At 28.8% G+C, this 17,408-nt stretch carries 10 protein-coding genes and 4 tRNA genes; 3 read left to right on the plus strand and 11 right to left on the minus strand.

The window, feature by feature from the left end:
* Position 1: 1 nt before the first annotated feature.
* The 8 genes from T390_RS0100130 to T390_RS0100165 form a co-directional block, all read right to left on the minus strand.
* Positions 2-2,296: an MSC_0620 family F1-like ATPase-associated subunit gene (locus tag T390_RS0100130; RefSeq protein WP_027334540.1), complete on the minus strand. Its 2,295-nt coding sequence runs from the start codon at positions 2,294-2,296 to the stop codon at positions 2-4.
* Positions 2,289-2,741: an MSC_0621 family F1-like ATPase epsilon subunit gene (locus T390_RS0100135; protein WP_027334541.1), complete on the minus strand. Its 453-nt coding sequence runs from the start codon at positions 2,739-2,741 to the stop codon at positions 2,289-2,291. Before T390_RS0100135 ends, T390_RS0100130 begins: the two co-directional genes overlap by 8 nt.
* Complete coding sequence (locus T390_RS0100140; protein ID WP_027334542.1) at positions 2,734-3,639, minus strand: MSC_0622 family F1-like ATPase gamma subunit; 906 nt, start codon at positions 3,637-3,639, stop codon at positions 2,734-2,736. The genes T390_RS0100135 and T390_RS0100140 overlap by 8 nt, the downstream gene beginning before the upstream one ends.
* Positions 3,639-4,133, minus strand: coding sequence for a DUF2714 domain-containing protein (locus T390_RS0100145; protein ID WP_027334543.1), 495 nt, complete (start codon positions 4,131-4,133; stop codon positions 3,639-3,641). The genes T390_RS0100140 and T390_RS0100145 overlap by 1 nt, the downstream gene beginning before the upstream one ends.
* Complete coding sequence (locus tag T390_RS0100150) at positions 4,134-5,195, minus strand: MSC_0624 family F1-like ATPase-associated membrane protein (RefSeq protein ID WP_027334544.1); 1,062 nt, start codon at positions 5,193-5,195, stop codon at positions 4,134-4,136.
* A 77-nt stretch (positions 5,196-5,272) separates the two neighbouring features.
* Positions 5,273-5,749 carry an MSC_0624 family F1-like ATPase-associated membrane protein gene (locus T390_RS0100155; protein WP_027334545.1) on the minus strand — a complete coding sequence of 159 codons (477 nt, stop codon included), beginning with the start codon at positions 5,747-5,749 and terminating at the stop codon, positions 5,273-5,275.
* The gene (gene mip / locus T390_RS03620; RefSeq protein WP_027334546.1) at positions 5,749-8,610 is read right to left on the minus strand and encodes an Ig-specific serine endopeptidase MIP; all 2,862 of its coding nucleotides are present in this window, start codon (positions 8,608-8,610) and stop codon (positions 5,749-5,751) included. The genes T390_RS0100155 and mip overlap by 1 nt, the downstream gene beginning before the upstream one ends.
* 11 nt (positions 8,611-8,621) lie before the next feature.
* Positions 8,622-10,982, minus strand: coding sequence for a putative immunoglobulin-blocking virulence protein (locus T390_RS0100165; protein WP_027334547.1), 2,361 nt, complete (start codon positions 10,980-10,982; stop codon positions 8,622-8,624).
* A 169-nt stretch (positions 10,983-11,151) separates the two neighbouring features.
* Here T390_RS0100165 and T390_RS0100170 point away from each other — a divergent pair.
* The 3 genes from T390_RS0100170 to T390_RS03625 all read left to right on the plus strand — a co-directional run bounded on the left by T390_RS0100170 (position 11,152) and on the right by T390_RS03625 (position 12,148).
* A tRNA-Tyr gene (locus T390_RS0100170) sits at positions 11,152-11,235 on the plus strand.
* Positions 11,236-11,238: 3 nt separating this feature from the next.
* Positions 11,239-11,313 (plus strand) — tRNA-Gln (locus T390_RS0100175).
* 55 nt (positions 11,314-11,368) lie between these two features.
* Positions 11,369-12,148: an MAG0110 family membrane protein gene (locus T390_RS03625; RefSeq protein WP_051590820.1), complete on the plus strand. Its 780-nt coding sequence runs from the start codon at positions 11,369-11,371 to the stop codon at positions 12,146-12,148.
* A gap of 37 nt (positions 12,149-12,185) precedes the next feature.
* Here T390_RS03625 and T390_RS0100185 read toward each other — a convergent pair.
* The 3 genes from T390_RS0100185 to T390_RS0100195 form a co-directional block, all read right to left on the minus strand.
* A tRNA-Arg gene (locus tag T390_RS0100185) sits at positions 12,186-12,261 on the minus strand.
* Between the two features lie 47 nt (positions 12,262-12,308).
* Positions 12,309-12,385 (minus strand) — tRNA-Arg (locus tag T390_RS0100190).
* A 573-nt stretch (positions 12,386-12,958) separates the two neighbouring features.
* The gene (locus tag T390_RS0100195; protein WP_027334548.1) at positions 12,959-17,359 is read right to left on the minus strand and encodes a PolC-type DNA polymerase III; all 4,401 of its coding nucleotides are present in this window, start codon (positions 17,357-17,359) and stop codon (positions 12,959-12,961) included.
* Between the last annotated feature and the right edge of the window lie 49 nt (positions 17,360-17,408).

Below are 17,408 nucleotides of genomic sequence, written 5' to 3' on the forward strand. Positions count from 1 at the left end.
ATTAAACTCCTATCATTCCTACACCTAAAAATACAGACCCAAGTACTGTTAAGATTGCAAAAGCAATACCTGAAATTAAATACAATAATTTAACTTTTTTACTTTTATCTTTAAATTTTATAGATGCAGTTACTACATTAATTATTATTCCTATTAGTCCTATGATTAATAGTACATAACCGAATATTGTTAAAATGTGATTATTTTGACTTTTCACATTATTAACTTCAGCTTCCATTTTTGCATAAGCATTTTTGAAAACTTCAAGAGCACTTAGCTCTGCTTTTTCAGGTTGAGTGCTATTATCAGAAATTAATGCATCATTTCTTTTTACTTCGGTTTCAGCTGAATTGTTTGCTAATTCAGCAGTTATATCTTTTGTATTAAATAATTCATAAAGTGTTTTTATATTTTTAGAAACTTTACTTAATTGGCTTAAGTAGTTTTTGTACCAGTTTAGAACATCAAAAGTGGTACTTGCAGGTTGTGCTAATTGCTTTAATTTATAAATATCAATTTCTAATTGTTTATAGAATGAATTTACTACTTCAAAGCTATAATTAAGGGCTTTTAGATTTTTCTCTAATGTTGCTTTAAGAGCTGATTTCTTTTGATAAATTAACTCTTGCACTTTATAAAGTAAGGTTTCAAAACCATTTGATAAAGCGGCATAATAACCAACAGTGTTTATTCTTGAGGCTTTAAGGTTATCTATAACATAACCTACAAATGTTCTGTTTGAAGCTAATACATTTGAATTATTTGGTTTTAATTCATTAATGTTTTGATTTCTAGCAAAATCATTTAGAACATTTGACTGTGTTTTTATGTATGTATTTGGCTCAATTGAAAAGTCTACTGCCTTTGCAACCATTTCAAATAATGGATTAATTAATTCTTGATATCTTAATTCACGATAAGAAATCTTTTCGTTTAAACCAACAGCTTTATAAAGATCAATAAAATGTTCTCTTAAGCTTTTAATTTGTAATTCATACATATATTGGAACTTAATGGTTTTGGGATCATTATCATATTTTTTTAAGTTAACCATATATCTACGACTTAAATCTTCACTGCTTGAGTCTTTAATTTGTACAGTTGCGACGCAATTTGTACCATCTATTTTTAAAGATTCAACAGTATAAACATATCTTGTATTAATTGGGTTATCAAAGAAAAACATTTTCGCTTTTTCTTCATTAGATTTTGAATCAAAAAGTGTTTTCAATGAGGTTAATGATTTATCAATATATTGGTATGTTTGAAGTGGTCTTAATATTGGCAGTGCAAGAATTTGTACGCTAGGTTCAACTGGTTCAACGGGTTTCGAAGGTTCATCAGGATTAACAATAGGTGGAATTGGAGGTTTTTCAGGATCCTCGTTCTTTTCTTCATCTTCTGATTCTTCCTCAATTTTTATTTCTTGGTTGGCAGTTAAGTCAAAAGCTGTATATCTTGGAGTAATTTTACTGATAAAGTAGTCTTTTCAAGAATCAAAACCCTTAGGGGTTGAAATTCTTATGATTTGTTCATCGCCATTCTTTTCGAAAGTTACATCAAAATCTTTTTCAACAAGGGTAAAGTCGCTTGTATTATAGAAAATTGCAGGCATTTCTGATTGCATTTTTTCACCATATTGGCTTAATGCTTCGCCTAATTTACCAGGTGTAATTGAATTAACTTCAGGCTTTTGAGATGTTACTTTAACAGAACCATTGCCTTCAACAACTTTTACATAGTCAGTAGGATCTGTTAATCCTAAAGTTACATTTTTATAGGTTTGTCCGTCAAATTCTACATCTCCAATATTAATTTTTTCGTTTTGAGAAATAACTTGAGGAAATATTGTATTAATACCATATTTAGTAGGATTTTGAACAATATCCTCTTCATTATCTTTAACAAAAGACATTAATTGGTTTAAGTAAGTTAATCTACTAAATTTCTTTTTATAGTCATAAGGAAGAGGATTCCCTTTTTCGTCAGTTTCACCTTCTTGATCTTTCTCATTCATTACTTTATTAAGTTCATTTTCAAGAGAACTTATAACTATTTTTATTGATTGACTTAAATTCTTTTTTACAGATTCATCAGCAAGCGATTTAAAGTGAGGAAATTCATTAGAAAGTACAGGTACTTTTGGTTGATTTTCAGGAAGTTGATCAGGCGAAATTGGCTTTTTAGGTTCACTAGCTGTTGAACTATTTGTATTAGCAGATAATAAAACGACTGGAGCAGAAACTGCAGACACTACTGAAATATGTTTAAAAATATTTAGTATTTTTTTACTCATAGTTTTCTACTTCCTTTAGATTAAGAATTTGCTTTAATTCTAATTCATATAATTTATCGTTTAAGGCTTCTAATTCGATAATTTCGTCAATTGTTAAACCTAAATATAATGATGCTTCAAGTTGCGAAATTTTACTTTTAGTTATTTTAATTAAGTTTTTATAGTTTTCTTTTAGCTTAGAAGTTTTATAAAACTTGATATTAGAGAACGATTTAACCATAATAGAATTTCCGTTATCTACTATGTTTAAGTTCTTTAAGAACATATAAAAGGTGTTTTTATCTTCTTCATTAACTAATTTAATTAGCATATCTGGATAAGCACAGATTGATTCGTTTGGTAGTTTAATTCAGTCGTTTTCGTCATTGTGGTTGATAAACAAATCATATTTTTTCAACTTAAGAATCTTATTATCTAAGAAATGCATCAAAATTGTTTTACTCATTATGGCCTTCTTCAAAAATAGTTTTCTTTTTCTTAGTTAAAAGAATAATTTCTTCAATTTGTTTTTCTTGTTTAACACGATTAATTCTTTTTGAAACCTTCAATATTTCTTCATCTAATTGCTTACTTTTTTGATTAGTAGAAACCAAGGCATTTTTCGCATTATAGAATGATGATTCAACTACCAAAGCATTAATTGCATTTTCCAAGAAGATATTGATTTGATTTTCAATAAATCCTTCAATGTTTGGATAAATTTTATAGTTTTGAATAACTGAATTAAATGAGTTTGTTTGTTTAATGTTCAAGAGCTTATCAACATCAAAATTATCAAGCGGTAAAATAGTAAAAGGCTTTTTATAGTTCTTATTTGAGTTAATTACAAAGTGAACTTTTGCATAACCAGCGTCTAAATAAAGAACCTTAACTAAATTTGTTAAAATTTTAGCTAAATCTGGAAATGAGCTATTGTTGAATGACTTAATAACATTCAAATTATTATCCGCACAGAATTTAATGGCTCTTTGTCCAATGGTTATAAAATCGGCTTTTTTAGACTTGATTTTTTCTAAAATAGTCTTTTCATAACGTGAATATGAGTCAGTCCCGTATTTTTGTTCCTCTGTTAAATAAATATATAGTTCTTTATCTTTAATAAATACTTTTTTAATAGCATTTAAAATTTTATTTTGTTGCCCTCCAACGAAATTGTTTTTAATGTTATATTTATTTTTTAAAGCGTGAATTAATTGAATATTAAGTAATGAATTATCAACATAGAATGCTAACTTTTTAGTTAGTTTCATAATTGTAATTAAGAGAATATTTTTATCATTATTAACTTTTATTCTTATATTTTCTAAGTTCGTTCTTTTTTGAGTTAAATCTTTTAAATGCATTAAATTTTAACTGTTAGTGATTTATCAAAAAATAACTTTAATGAACCTGTATTTGGAGAAACGAACAGAACCAAATTAGGTAAGATTTCAACATATTTGTTTACTTTAAGTAATTTTTGAATTTCAGCGTTTAGTTCTCTAGTAATATCGGCGTAATTTGAAGGCTCTTTAGATTTTAAAGATATTGCTTCATTAGCTGATGATTCATTATGAGCTAAAATAGGCACTAATGTATCAAGACTAAATTTACTTACAATATTGAAATTAATGGTGAATTGGTCAAAAATAATATCTCATTTATTATTAATTGCATCATTTATAACTTTTGTAAATTCTTCATATTCTTCTGAATGAAAGCCAGAATTAATTTTTAAAAGAATTGAGGCAATTATTTTTTTGTATGAAACATAATTATCGTTTTTGATAATTTCTTCATATTCTTTATATAAATTAAATAATTCTTGCGAAATTTCCTGAGTTTTATTTTTTTTCATCTAAATTACCTCTCTTTCAGCCTTTTGTTTACGACTTTGTGCTTTTTGAAGTGCTATGAAGATTTGGGTTGCTGATACTATAAAGAAACCTAATAATACTGCAAAGTTAAATATAGCTAAAATTTGAATCATTGAAATTGGTGTTGGCACAGAAATTAATATGAAATTATTTTGTGCTATCAATATTTGGTTTAATGAGAATGTAAAAATAAGTATTGTTTGAATTGCAATTGTTAATCTAATACATGACGAAATGAACTTGTTTATAGCTCTATTAGTAATAATAAAGTGGATAAAGATAGCTACTGATAAGATACCTACTGCGAATATGTTATATACATAATGGCTTGCATTTTCTATAGTAAATAATGAAATCAATACTAAAGTTCATAGCATTAATTGAGAAAGAGACATAATTAAAGTAAATACAACTGTACTTTTGTTTACTCTTGAATTAAAATGAACAACAATAAAGTAAATTATTGAAATAACTATTGCAGCTACAATAAATAATAAATACATATAGTTATAAATATCATCTGATCCCAAAATATTGAATCTTATTTTGATAGTCATAACTTTAATAAAGGCAAATAAGGCAGAAACCAATATAGCTAAACTTAATACATATTTGTCTTTTGATTGAGATTGTAAAATGTCTTTTTCGACAACTCTAAAAATCTTTCTAATATTTAAACCAAATATATCAAGGCCAATGAATAGAAATACAAATATTACTATAGTTAAGTTTACGGCTGATTTTTGACTAAATACGTTTTCGACTGTTTCATAGTATTTATTTTTTACAAATAAGTATGCTGATGCTGATTTTTTAGCTTCAATAGTAGCATTTCTTCAAAGAAATACATTTGTTAAAATAAATACTATTAATAATAATTGTGATAATAATTGAATAATTAATGTTCAATACGATGAATATAAAATTGGTTCAGATTTTCTTTTGTAAATATAGTTATAGATTTCAAAAGAAATGTTTAAAACAAATAATGGAATTAAAATATAGAAAAGATTCATTACTTCAATAGCATTATAAGGAACCATTCTGGCAACTACACTTGTAAAAATTCCGGTATTTGGATCAATTTTAGATGAATCTAAGGCTTCAATTTGTTCTTTCGTTAATGTTTTTGTATCAATCGTAAATTTAAAGTAACTTTATTATCAATAAACAAAAACAACAATAAAACAGAGATAATCGCCAAAGCAAAATAAAGAACATAGAAATAAATATATTTATTTATTTTTTCTTTTTGATTTTCAATGTTAATAAAGTTTTTAACAGTTGCGTAAATTAACACAAAGATTAGTGGGCTAAACCTTAAGATAACCGTTGCATTTTTTTGACGCAATTGCGTGTTTTGAAAATTAAACAAGAATTCAAGCGGTTGCTTAGAATCTTCAGATTTTAACATTTTAGCTGGAAAAATAGATTTATCCATAAAAACAAATATTAAAATCGTAGAAATCACTATAAATGCTATTAATATTCATTTATAAACTAAAATTAATGTATTTTGAGACTTAGAACTTTGCTGGTTTCTATAATCAGTATAAAAACGCTTATTTTCTAACGAAGTATTTTGAACAGCTGTCATTAATTATTACCTGACACTTTTTTAGTACTTGCATAATCTAGTAATGTACTACTAAATTGAAATTCACTAGGAATATTATTTTTATCAAAACCATTTTGGAATAAGTAAGTTTTCTTTACACTATTAGCTTCCGTTGATAATTTTTGCAATGCATCTCTATATGAATTCTTTTGATCTTTACCATTTCCATAAATTAAGTCATATTGAGGTAAGTTATATTCACCATAAAGATTTTTATAGTCATATCCTTCAGATCTAAAGGCGGCTGCTAAACCAGTTCTTGCAGTAGTATTTGAAGCGTGATATACACCAACAAGTTGATTATGTTGATTTCTTACACTTGAACCAGAAGCGCCTCCACCAGGAGCATATCATCTTGGGGTGTATTCTAAACCAAAGTTTATGTATTTTTTATTATCTTGTGTGGAAGTATATAAATTATCAAGAGGATTTTGTTTATTACCTAAAACAGGGGCTGTTAGGAAAGCATCGGTTAAACCAGGCTTATCAATAAAGGTACGATAACCTATGTTATATGATAAGAAGTTACCTCTTTCTAATTTTGTTTTTGTGTTAGCATCTGGACCATCTTCACCAAGTTGCATATTATAGAAGTCTTGGTCACCATTTACTCAAATAGTATTGTAGTATCTAGCTACTTTTTCTTGATCGTCATCAATATATTTTTCTAAATAGAAGTCATATCATGAACCTGAATTAGCTAAAGGATAACCTAAAATATAAAGTTGATCAAGTTTGCTTCAATCATATGTTTTTGCTTGCTCAGCAGTTAAAGCTAATGGGAAATCAATTTTTGAATAATTCTTTAAATATGATTCACTTAAGAATTTAGCTTTCTTATTATCGTCTCAGTTTTTATAGTCATTTGTTACATATTTAGCAAAATCTGCGACATTATTAAATGGATGGCTTGCATTTGAATTTTGGCTCAATGGTGTTTTTGAAAAGTCAATTTCTAAAACAGCAAAATCAATGAACTCTTCAGCATCTTTATAAGTTTCTTTTTGCGAATTAGCTAAGAAATCAGCTGGTTTTTTATTTAAGTAATCACGGCCGTCAAAAACTCTTTTAATTGATACACTATTCATAAAGAATGTTTCAAAATTATCATCTAGTCCCACAAATTTAAGTTTATTTAAAACTGGATTAACTTCATTTTTCATTCTTGCAATGCTGTATGTTGTAAATAAATCAGGAATCATTGCATCAGCTACGTGTAAGTTGGTTCCAAAGTAGAATTTAGTCGGGTATTCTTCACCATCTTTAATTTCGTAGTCCATAATTCACATTGTTCCGCGAATATTACTTTGTTGATTGCCAAATAAAGCTAGTTCATCTAAATCACTTTCAGATTTAATTTTACTAATAACCCTTTGTTTAACTAATTCCGGTAAATTGGAAGCTTGAACAGCTTTTTCCATTTCATTTCTATATTTGTTTATATATTTAGTATATACAACAGCAGCTTTTTCTTGATCTCCACCGTTTTCTTTAATTAATTCTTCTCAAACTTCCATCTTAACTTTTTCACGTCAAGACGCATCTGGTCTATCTCCTGGAGTTCTACCATCACCAAGTCTTTTCTTAAAGAATTCTTTTTTCTCTTCACTTTGAAGTTCATTAATTAAATCGTTTAGATCTTCTTTATTTTGAAGTAATTGTTTAATTTGGTTTCTTTCGCTTTCACTACTTGAAGCTAAATATGAACTAAAGGAAATAGCAAAACTTTGTTTTGCAATATCAACATATTTTTGATTAGGTAAAATTCTACCTAAACCAGTAGCTCTAAAAGGATTTTTCTTGCCGTATGAATCGACTCAAGAAGGCAAGTTTCCTAAATCACTTGATGGCATCACAATACCTTCAACTTGACCATTTTCACCATATTTAGGTACGCCAAAGTTTTTATAAACAGAATCAGTATAAGAACTAACACCAACTTCAGAAGCTTTTGTATTAAATGTATTTACCTGTGAATCAGTTGTATTAGTTAATTGACCATTTCTTAAAACTTTTCAATTGTTGCCATCTCTTCTGGTTGCTAATTCAACAAATTTATCATTGTCATATTTATATCTATTAAGCTGATCTTTACTTAAGTATTCTCTTAATTCATTTTGAACTGGAGTACTTGGGCCAACTTGAATTTCTCCAGTTGAGCCTTGTTTAAAGCCTCCTAAGATAAAATGTCTAGTAATTGGTTCTAAATTTGTATTAGGATTACTAAATCTAACGAAGATTTTCAATTCACCTCTTTCATTAGCTATATTTTTACTATTTTCAGGGTATTGAATGTTAGTTAATTCAGCTCTAACTTTAGAAGCATATTCTGGGAGGATCTTTAATTTTCAATCAGAACTATTTCCCATTACTTCAGAAGGCAATGAATCAGATTTTGATTTATGGAATCCTGCAGAAGTTGGAACGAAATCAAACAAGCTTGTGCTTGTTGCACTTTCAACCAATTTTGTAAATTCTGCATCATTAGCACTAGCTTCTACACCTGTTAGTTTAGGTTGGTTTGCTAAAGCATCTTTAATTTCTTGAACAAGTTCAATTAACTTTTCCTTGTCATTTTCTTTAGAAATTAATGAAGCAAAATTTTTCTTATCTCTTAAATAATTTAATTCATCAGTAGCCAATTCCTTTAATTGTTCAATAGATAAATCATTGTATGAACTATTAGAAGTTGAATTATTATTTTCGCTATTTTCTGAATTTTCATTATTATCAGATGTTTTATCTTTAGCTCCCGTATTGTCACAAGAAGCAACTAAAGGAACTAAAGAAAGAAAAGGAACACCAATAGAGAATAATTTTAAAATATTTTTCTTTTTCATATTCATCCTTCCTAGGTTATTACTAAATCATCACTACTGTTTTCAATAACTGTATAACCATTTGATCTTAATTGACTTGCTAAACTTGACGCACCTGGATCAACTTTAATAGTTGTTTTATCGAGTGATTCAGCTAAGCCATATAATCTACGTAAGTTAGTTAAACCATTACCGCTTAAAGGTTGATTACCTTTGATATGTACATACCTAGTTTGATCCTTATTGCTAAAAACAATTTTAGTTTTTGGTGGCCCCATTTCGCCAATAGCCATGTTTTCAAAACCAGCTTCATTTAACTCACTACCATCGATATCAAATGTATCACCACTACTGTATAGTCTTAATGTTTTAAGTTTTCTTGGTTTATTTGAAGGTTTAAATTGATCATAGAATTTCAAACCTTTAAGAGATCTAAGCGATCTAGCTCTAGTTAAGTCTAAACCAGTTGGATAGCTATTTCCGCCTTCGTTATGGTCAGGACTTAAACCGGGACCCATACCACCTTGGAATATACCTTCATTATTTCTAACAAAGTAAGCCATTCTTAAACCGTCGTTTATACGTTTATATGGATCTGCTTGGCCTTTAAGAATATCTGATTCCTCAAACGCTAATGCATTAAAAGTAATTCTTGTTGGAATATTTGTATTAGCAGGATTTTCAAAACTTACGTTGTAATCAATAGTATTAACTCAGTTAACATTTTTAAGAGCTCAAGGATTTAAACTTCAATATTCAAGCAACGAATTACCTTCTGTATACAATGAAAGCTCTTTAATCTTTTTATTTTCAAGAGCAATTAAAGAAGATGTATTTGCAGCTGAAGCATCAAAGAATAATTCTAATTGTCTTAATTCATTAGGTAAGGCACTTAAAATATCTGAAAATCTTTGATTTGAAGCACTTTTACCCATATTAAATAATCTATATGAACTAATTTCAATGTTATCTCTTTTTAGATCTTCAATGAGTTTTTTAGTTTTATTATACGCATTTGGATCAGCTGTATCAATTTCAACAATATATCCTTTATTAAAGTCTCCAGGTTGTTCAGTATCCCTTTTAATTTCAAAAATTTGAATGCCTTTTGTACTTCCAACATCATATTTTTGGAATTTAGCATCATTTTTAACATTAGTTTTAGTTCAGCCTGGGTATTTACCACTTTTTATATTTTCTGATGATCTTGGGTATCAAGTATCATATCCGAAAGCACGTTTATATTGATTATCTCTAATCATACGGGTAGTTACTGTATTAAATCCATCAGGCGGATTATAAGTATGGCTTTCTCACTCTCCACGTTCATTAACATATCCATTATCTGGATCTAATGTATACCCTTCTTTTAAGAATTTTTCACTTTGAGCAGAAAGCTTTGTAAATAAAGATAAATCAAGGTTATTAATTAACCAATATTCTCTTTCAATTTTATTTGGCTTTCTCATCATTTCAGGATAAAGTGGCTTAGCTTCTTCTTTTAAATAATTAACCACGTTTGGTGAATTAATAATTCTTGAAAATTTGTAAACTATTTTTTCTCAGTTTTCAGGTTGTTGTTGAATAAATTTTTCTACTTCATTAAAGTCATTATGAAAGTGTTCAACAATTGATCCAATAAACCCAAATGTATCATTTGGATTTTTCAAGTCAAAACTCATTTTTTGAACAGTTTCAGCAACCACTTTTCTTCTTAATTCATCTGTAACTTCAATACTATTAACTTTACCTACCAACTCAGCAATATAAGGCTCATTATTAGCAATATTATTTGCTAAGTCATAATTATTAATTGGTCTTGGAGTAGGTTTTGTTACGTCCGCTTTAACCGGCACACCTTTAATAACAATGATTACATCATTTTCCGCTGGTTTAGGTTGTGGAATAGGTTGGGGAGCTGGTTCAGGGACTGGAACGGGTTCGGGTTTAGGTTCAGGAACTGGTTCTGGTTTAGGAAGAATAATTGGAGGTTCTTCTAGGGGTTCAGGAACTGGCAATGGTTCTGGTTTAGGTTCTTCAACTTTTTCAGGTTCAGGAAGTGGAGCGGGTTCAGGTTTTATTTCAGGTTTTTCAATTGGTTCAGGCTCTGGAATAATAACTGGTGGTTTTGGAGTCGGTGTAGGTTCAGGAACGGGTTCGGGTTTAGGTTTTTCTTTTAATCCAGCATCAGTATTAGATTGTCTTACATTATCAAAATCTAAATTATCCTTATTTATCAATTTAGGTTTAATAGTGTCAGCGATAGTAAAATTACGACTTTTAGTTTCAGAAATAGAGCCATATAATAAAACTCCAGTTGTTGAAGCTACAACTGCCGTAGATGCTAATGAGATTGTGATTAATTTCCCTTTTCTTGTTTTTAAAATGTTCATTTTACCTCCGGAAACACTATAAAACAGTGATTTTTTAATAAATATATATATATATATGCACCATTATAATAACACCAAAACAAAAAATACTCTAAAAAAATAAATATTTTTCTTTTTTAACAGGTTTTATATTATAATAATCTTGCTATTTTTAAGATAGTCTAAATGCGGAGGGGTAGCGAAGCGGCCAAACGCGGGTGGCTGTAACCCACTTCCTCACGGTTCGGGGGTTCGAATCCCTCCCCCTCCACCATTTTGCCCCATAGCCAAGCGGTAAGGCAACGGGTTTTGGTTCCGTCATGCGTTAGTTCGAATCTAACTGGGGCAGCCATATCACCAAAATAGGGTGATTTTTTTATTACTTTTATTAAGGTATAATTTTTTTTATGAATAATAATTTTTCAACAATAAACCTTAAAGACAAAAAACAATCCAAAACAACTAACTTTATTTTGGGAGCTAGCATAATTTGATTCTTTTATGGGATAACTATTGCAATAGTATCCGCAATATGTGCTTTATTCGTTATGAAAGCTATCAATTTCAATTTTGATAAAAGCTGAATGACTATTTTATATATTTCAATACCTACTTTTATCATTGTTTTTGTTTATTCAGCTATGGGCCCTAGAATGAACTTCTTTGCTCAGTTAGTAATGTATACACTTTCAATGATTGGTCTCGGAATAAGCTTATTTGCAGGTGTTTTCGTAAAACTAGTTTTCTCATTTTCTGGATATTTAAAAACAAGTCAATCTAATTTTTATGTAATAGCAGAAACTTTAGCAGTATTTATAATTCCATTAATAGGCTTATTAATTATTGGTGTTCTAGCTTACTTTGATAAAATCAAAATGAAATTATTAAATACTATTCTTATATTGCTTGGCGTATCATTATTTGTTGTATTTTTATTTAGCTTTTTAATTTTTAATAGTTTTATGGCTGCTTTATTTCCTGTAATTGGTTTAGCTTTAATGATGTGCTATTTAGCTCTTGATATGTGAACTATAACAAGGTTTAATAAAGCATATAAAGAAACAATGAATAAAACAACTGAATTAAATCAAATGATATTCAGACATTGTATCTATTTCGGTTTTAGATTAGCTTACGATTATGTTTTAGCAGTCTTTTATTTATGACAGTTATTCCAAAGCAAATAAAAACTCGGTCGCCCGAGTTTTTTTAAGTATCAAAAAATGGCGTCCACGACGGGAATCGAACCCATCGCCCCAAGCTTAGGAGGCTTGTGCTCTACCTTATGAGCTACGTGGACATATTTTATATAATCATACTACATTATTAATATAAGAAATAAAAAAATGGCGATCACGAGAGGATTCGAACCTCTGACAACAAGCTTAGAAGGCTTGTGCTCTATCCTACTGAGCTACGCGACCACGTATTAATATTATATAGCAAACGTAGCAAACATAAGAAAAAAATATTTTTTTGGCTAAATTTTTTTAATATCTTTATCAATACAAAAAATCCTAAATCTATTCGTTTATAAGAAATAAATACTTTATTCAAAATTCACCGATCTCAAGAATAGTAATGCTAGTTTTTTATTATTTCTCTTAGTTGATAAAACCTAATAAAAGTATTTTTTAGAAACTTAATAAAAAATGAAAATAATGAGAAATTTGCCTATTTTTACTATTTTTGTTCATATACGACAATATTTAAAATAAGTGAAATTAATTGTTAGAATAAACACTAAATTTATATCGTTTATTTCGTGAGGTATATCGTGAACAAAATAAAATTGTTTAACAGATTTAACTATCATATTTACGCAAATGATTTAATTCACGGTTGACGGTTTAACTATTTGTACCTGAATGATCCGTAATTTTATAAATGTTATTTTTTAAATATATCTTATGGTATTTTATATTATCAAATATATTAAAACGCTATAAAACAGGTAAATAAAACCTAATAAAGCGGTCGCTTGATTAGGTAATAAATTAAAATAACTTAAATTGATCCGTATCAGAAATTGCTTTAAAAACACCTAAATCATCCATTTTTTCAAGTAGAGTTTTATTGATTCCACTTCTAGCTTTAAAGTCCTCTTTTGATCTATACGGTTTTATTTCTCTATTTTCAACAATAGAGTTCGCTATAGATTCACCAAGACCATCAATCGAATCAAATGGAGGTATTAAACATTTTCTTTCTTCATCAATTATTCATTCATGGGACAATGATTTTTCAATATCAATGTTCGAGATATAGAAACCTCTAGCATACATTTCTTCAGCTATTTCTAAAACTGGGATCAAAACAGTATCCTTATTTGTACGTTCTGAATTACTCATTTTATTCAATTCGTATAAACGTTTAGATACCTTTCCGCCATATCTTTTATCTATCATTGCTGAAATATCTAATGCTTTAGCGTGTGTCGCAAAATAACAAGCATAATGAGCTAATGGATAGTAAAGTTTAAATCAAGCGATTCACCAGGCCATAGTTGCATAAGCAACAGCATGGGCTTTAGGGAACATATACTCAATTTTTTGCATACTGTCAATTTGTCATTCAGGGACATTGTGCTCTTTAAGTTTTGCGACTTCTTCTTCATTTAACCCTTTCCCTTTACGTACTTTTTCCATTACGTTAAAAGCAAATAACCTATCAACACCTTGATCAATAAGCATAATCATAATATCATCACGACAAGAAATTACTTGTTTAAGAGTCAGTCCTTCTTTCAAAATTAAATTTTGTGCATTATGTAATCAAACGTTTGTACCGTGGCTTAGACCACAGACAGAAATTAAGTCTGCAAAACTTGTTGGGTGTGCTTGACGCAATAATTGTCTAACAAAACTAGTACCATATTCAGGCAATCCTAATGCTCCAGTTAATTCTCCAGAAATAGATTCAGGTTTAATTTTTAGCTCTTCAAGGCTATAAAATAAACTTAGAACTCTTGGATCATTTTTAGGGACATCTTTAATGTTAAGGCCTGTATATTTCTCAAGCATTTTGATAATAGTTGGATTATCATGCCCAAGAATATCTAATTTAAGAACATTGTCATGTATTGAACGATAATCAAAGTGACTAGTCAGTCAAGATGAATTAGTTTCATTTGCTGGATAGTTTACAGGTGTAAAATCAAAAACATCATACTCTTTAGGAATAATGATAATTCCACCAGGGTGTTGTCCTGTAGTTCTTTTTACGCCAGCAATTTTATGCGAAAGAAAATCTATAAATGAAGATGAATATTCTTTTCTAGCTTCCTCACAATATGCTTTTACATATCCATATGCAGTTTTATCAGCTATTTTGGCGATTGTGCCTGCTCTTAGTGTATGTGAATCACCAAAAAGCCTTTTAACTTCATCATGAACTTCTGGTTGGAAAATTCCGGAGAAATTAAGATCTATATCGGGAACTTTATCAGCATTAAAGCCTAAGAATGTTTCAAAAGGAATACTTTGACCGTCACCTCTCATATTAGTTCCACACTTTGGACAAAGTTTATCTTCTAAGTCAAACCCACTCGTAATACCTTCTTTATGCACAAATTCTAAATATTTACAATTCGAACAATTATAGTGCGGTTCAAGTGGGTTAACTTCAGAAACGTCAATTAATGTTGCTATAAATGAAGAACCAACAGAACCTCTACTTCCGACAATATAGCCTTCTTTATAGGATTTTTGGACTAATTTGTAACTAATTCAATAAATGACATCAAACCCATATTTTATGATTGGATTAAGTTCGGATTCAATTCTTTTTGCAATGATTTCAGGTAAAATATCACCATATCTTTTGTGTGCATTTTCATAGACTAATTTTGAAAGTTTATTTGATGAATCATCAAAATTTGGAGTAAACAACTTATCTTTAATAATTTCAATATTTTCAACCTTATCAACAATTTTATTTGTTGAGTTTATGACAAGATCTTCTATCAGTTGTTTGTCATTCAAAAATGCAAATTGATCAAGCATTTCTTGAGTTGTAAGAAAATCAAATTTAGGAATAGTTAATTTGTTGTTTTTGGCTTTTTCATAGTTATATAGGTAATGGTGTGCCTTGCCAATACCTTTTGAATAGACTAAAACATCGTATTCAAGTTTATCTATTTCCTCAATATATTTCGTGTCAGCTGTAGCAATAGTGATTTTTCCATCCAAATTAGCACATGTTATAATTTCTTTTAAACCTTGTTCCAATTGTTCTTTAGTAATAAAACCATCAACTACTCAATGTTCAAAAGCTTGAGGAGCTGGTATTTCAATAACATCATATTTATTTAATTCATTTATAAAATCATCGTGGCATGAATAAAAATATTTATCTAGAAGCCTACCTTTTAGAGTTCCAGATCCTAAAAGTATATTATTTCTATTAGCTTGTACTAAATCTTCAACAAACGTTATTGGCTTATTTATAAAGTGTTTAGTCAAACAATCAGTAACCAAACCGTACATTTCCTTAATACCATTCTCATTTAAAGCAATGGCAGTCATTTCGTAAGAAAATTCTCTTGCATAAAGATTATCTTCTCTAAAATTAGCTAAATCTTCAAATGTAAAAATGTTTCTTGTGTTTAGAAAACTAATAATTTGGATTCAAACATCTGCAAGAACTTCAGCATCATAGTCCCCACGGTGTGCAACACTTGGATCATACTTTACGCCTAGACGGTTTGCAACGTCTTCTAATTTATGCCTTGCATTATTTGGGAAGGCAATTCTTGATGCTATCAAGGTATCAACAACTGTAACATTCGGAAAGGGAACATTATGAATTCTAAATTGTTCCTTTAAAAAGTTATAGTCAAATCTAGCATTGTGAGCAATTGCGATCTTATTGTTTAATAGATCATAAATTTTGTATAAAGCTTTTTTAATATCTATGCCATCTTGTTCCAGCATATTATCCGTTATTCCAGTCAATTCAACTGTAAAATCACTTAGCTCACTATTAATTTTTATAAAAAATTGATTTTTATCAGCTTTTTTGAAAGCATCATTAATTAACACACTACCAAATTCAATTAATTCGTGGAATTTTGGACTTAATCCGGTGGTTTCGATGTCAAAAGAAACATATTCATAGTCTTTTAGATTACCAGTAGGTATCGGGCCTAAAATACTTCTATTATTTTTTGAAACAGTTGATAAGGCAACACCAAAAATTGGTTTAACTTTCTTTTTCTTGGCTTTAAGATAGAAAGCTGGAAACGCTTGAACACCATCAGTGTCTATTATACCAACCGCCCTCATTCCATACTCCGAGGCTTTTGAAACTAAATCACCAGGCTCAAGAACGCTATCCATTACATTCATTTTAGTTGAAGCATGTAACTCAATTCTTTTAAGTTCAGAATTATAATTTTCTTTTTTTAGCTTAATTGTAGGCATAGTAGGAAAAATATTGTCTATATAAACAAATAAATTTCTTTCCATACGTTCCTTATTTGGGAGTGATCCTTCAACCTTAATTCACGTTCCTTCTCATGAATTAAGTAAATCTTGTTGCTCTTTAGGCAAAAAGTCTCTAGTATATCAAGAACAAGTTAACGCATCTTCATAATCTCCCAATTTTATAGTATAAATTGGAAAAGGAGAGTCATCTGTAATGCTTTTTTCTACCGAGTAAATTTCACCACAAAATGAAACCGCAGAGCGTTCATCAAAATATCTTAACTGCTTTATTGTTGTAGATTTATAAACTTTTTTTCTTGATGTATAGTTATTCTTTTGTTTATATTTGTTTAACTTACTTTCATATTTAAAATCATCAGATTGTATAGGTTTTTTATTTTCTTCGAGGAGCTTTTTTATAACATCTTTCTTGTCAGCAATTCATTCACTTTCGGTTTTGAATTCAATGTTTGGGTTTATATCTTTTTTAACAAAAGTGAAATTAATTTTTTGAAATCCATAAGATTGTAATTTAACTTTTAATTTTTCAAATAAAGGCGAGTATTCATTTTCAAAATCTATATTGTCGTGAACCAATAAAACTTCTCCATTAGTTGAAACCGAAGAAATAACACTTTCCATATTTAACTTAGATAAATTTCCTCATTTAGCTTTTTTATAGATTAATTTGTCAATATATTGAAGCAAAATATCTTTAGTATATTGCATATCACTAAAAATAAATCTGAGTTGAATATTTAGAGCTTTATTACTTTTTACACAGTCGTTAAATTTTATAAATTCATTTAAACTTACAGCATTAAAAAAAGTAATTCTAAAAATTAAAGGCGAATCACTGTTATCAATGGATTCAGATAAAATTTCAAGTTCTGCATTCTCTAATTCAATACTAATAGGGTAATTAATTTGCTTACAAAAAGCCTTAAAACGATTAATTCCGATAATGTTCATATAACTATTATAATGAATAAAATAATGCATTAAATAATATATCCAAAAA

Source organism: Mycoplasmopsis felifaucium ATCC 43428 (assembly GCF_000687775.1).
Classification (GTDB): Bacteria; Bacillota_I; Bacilli_A; order Mycoplasmatales; family Metamycoplasmataceae; genus Mycoplasmopsis; species Mycoplasmopsis felifaucium.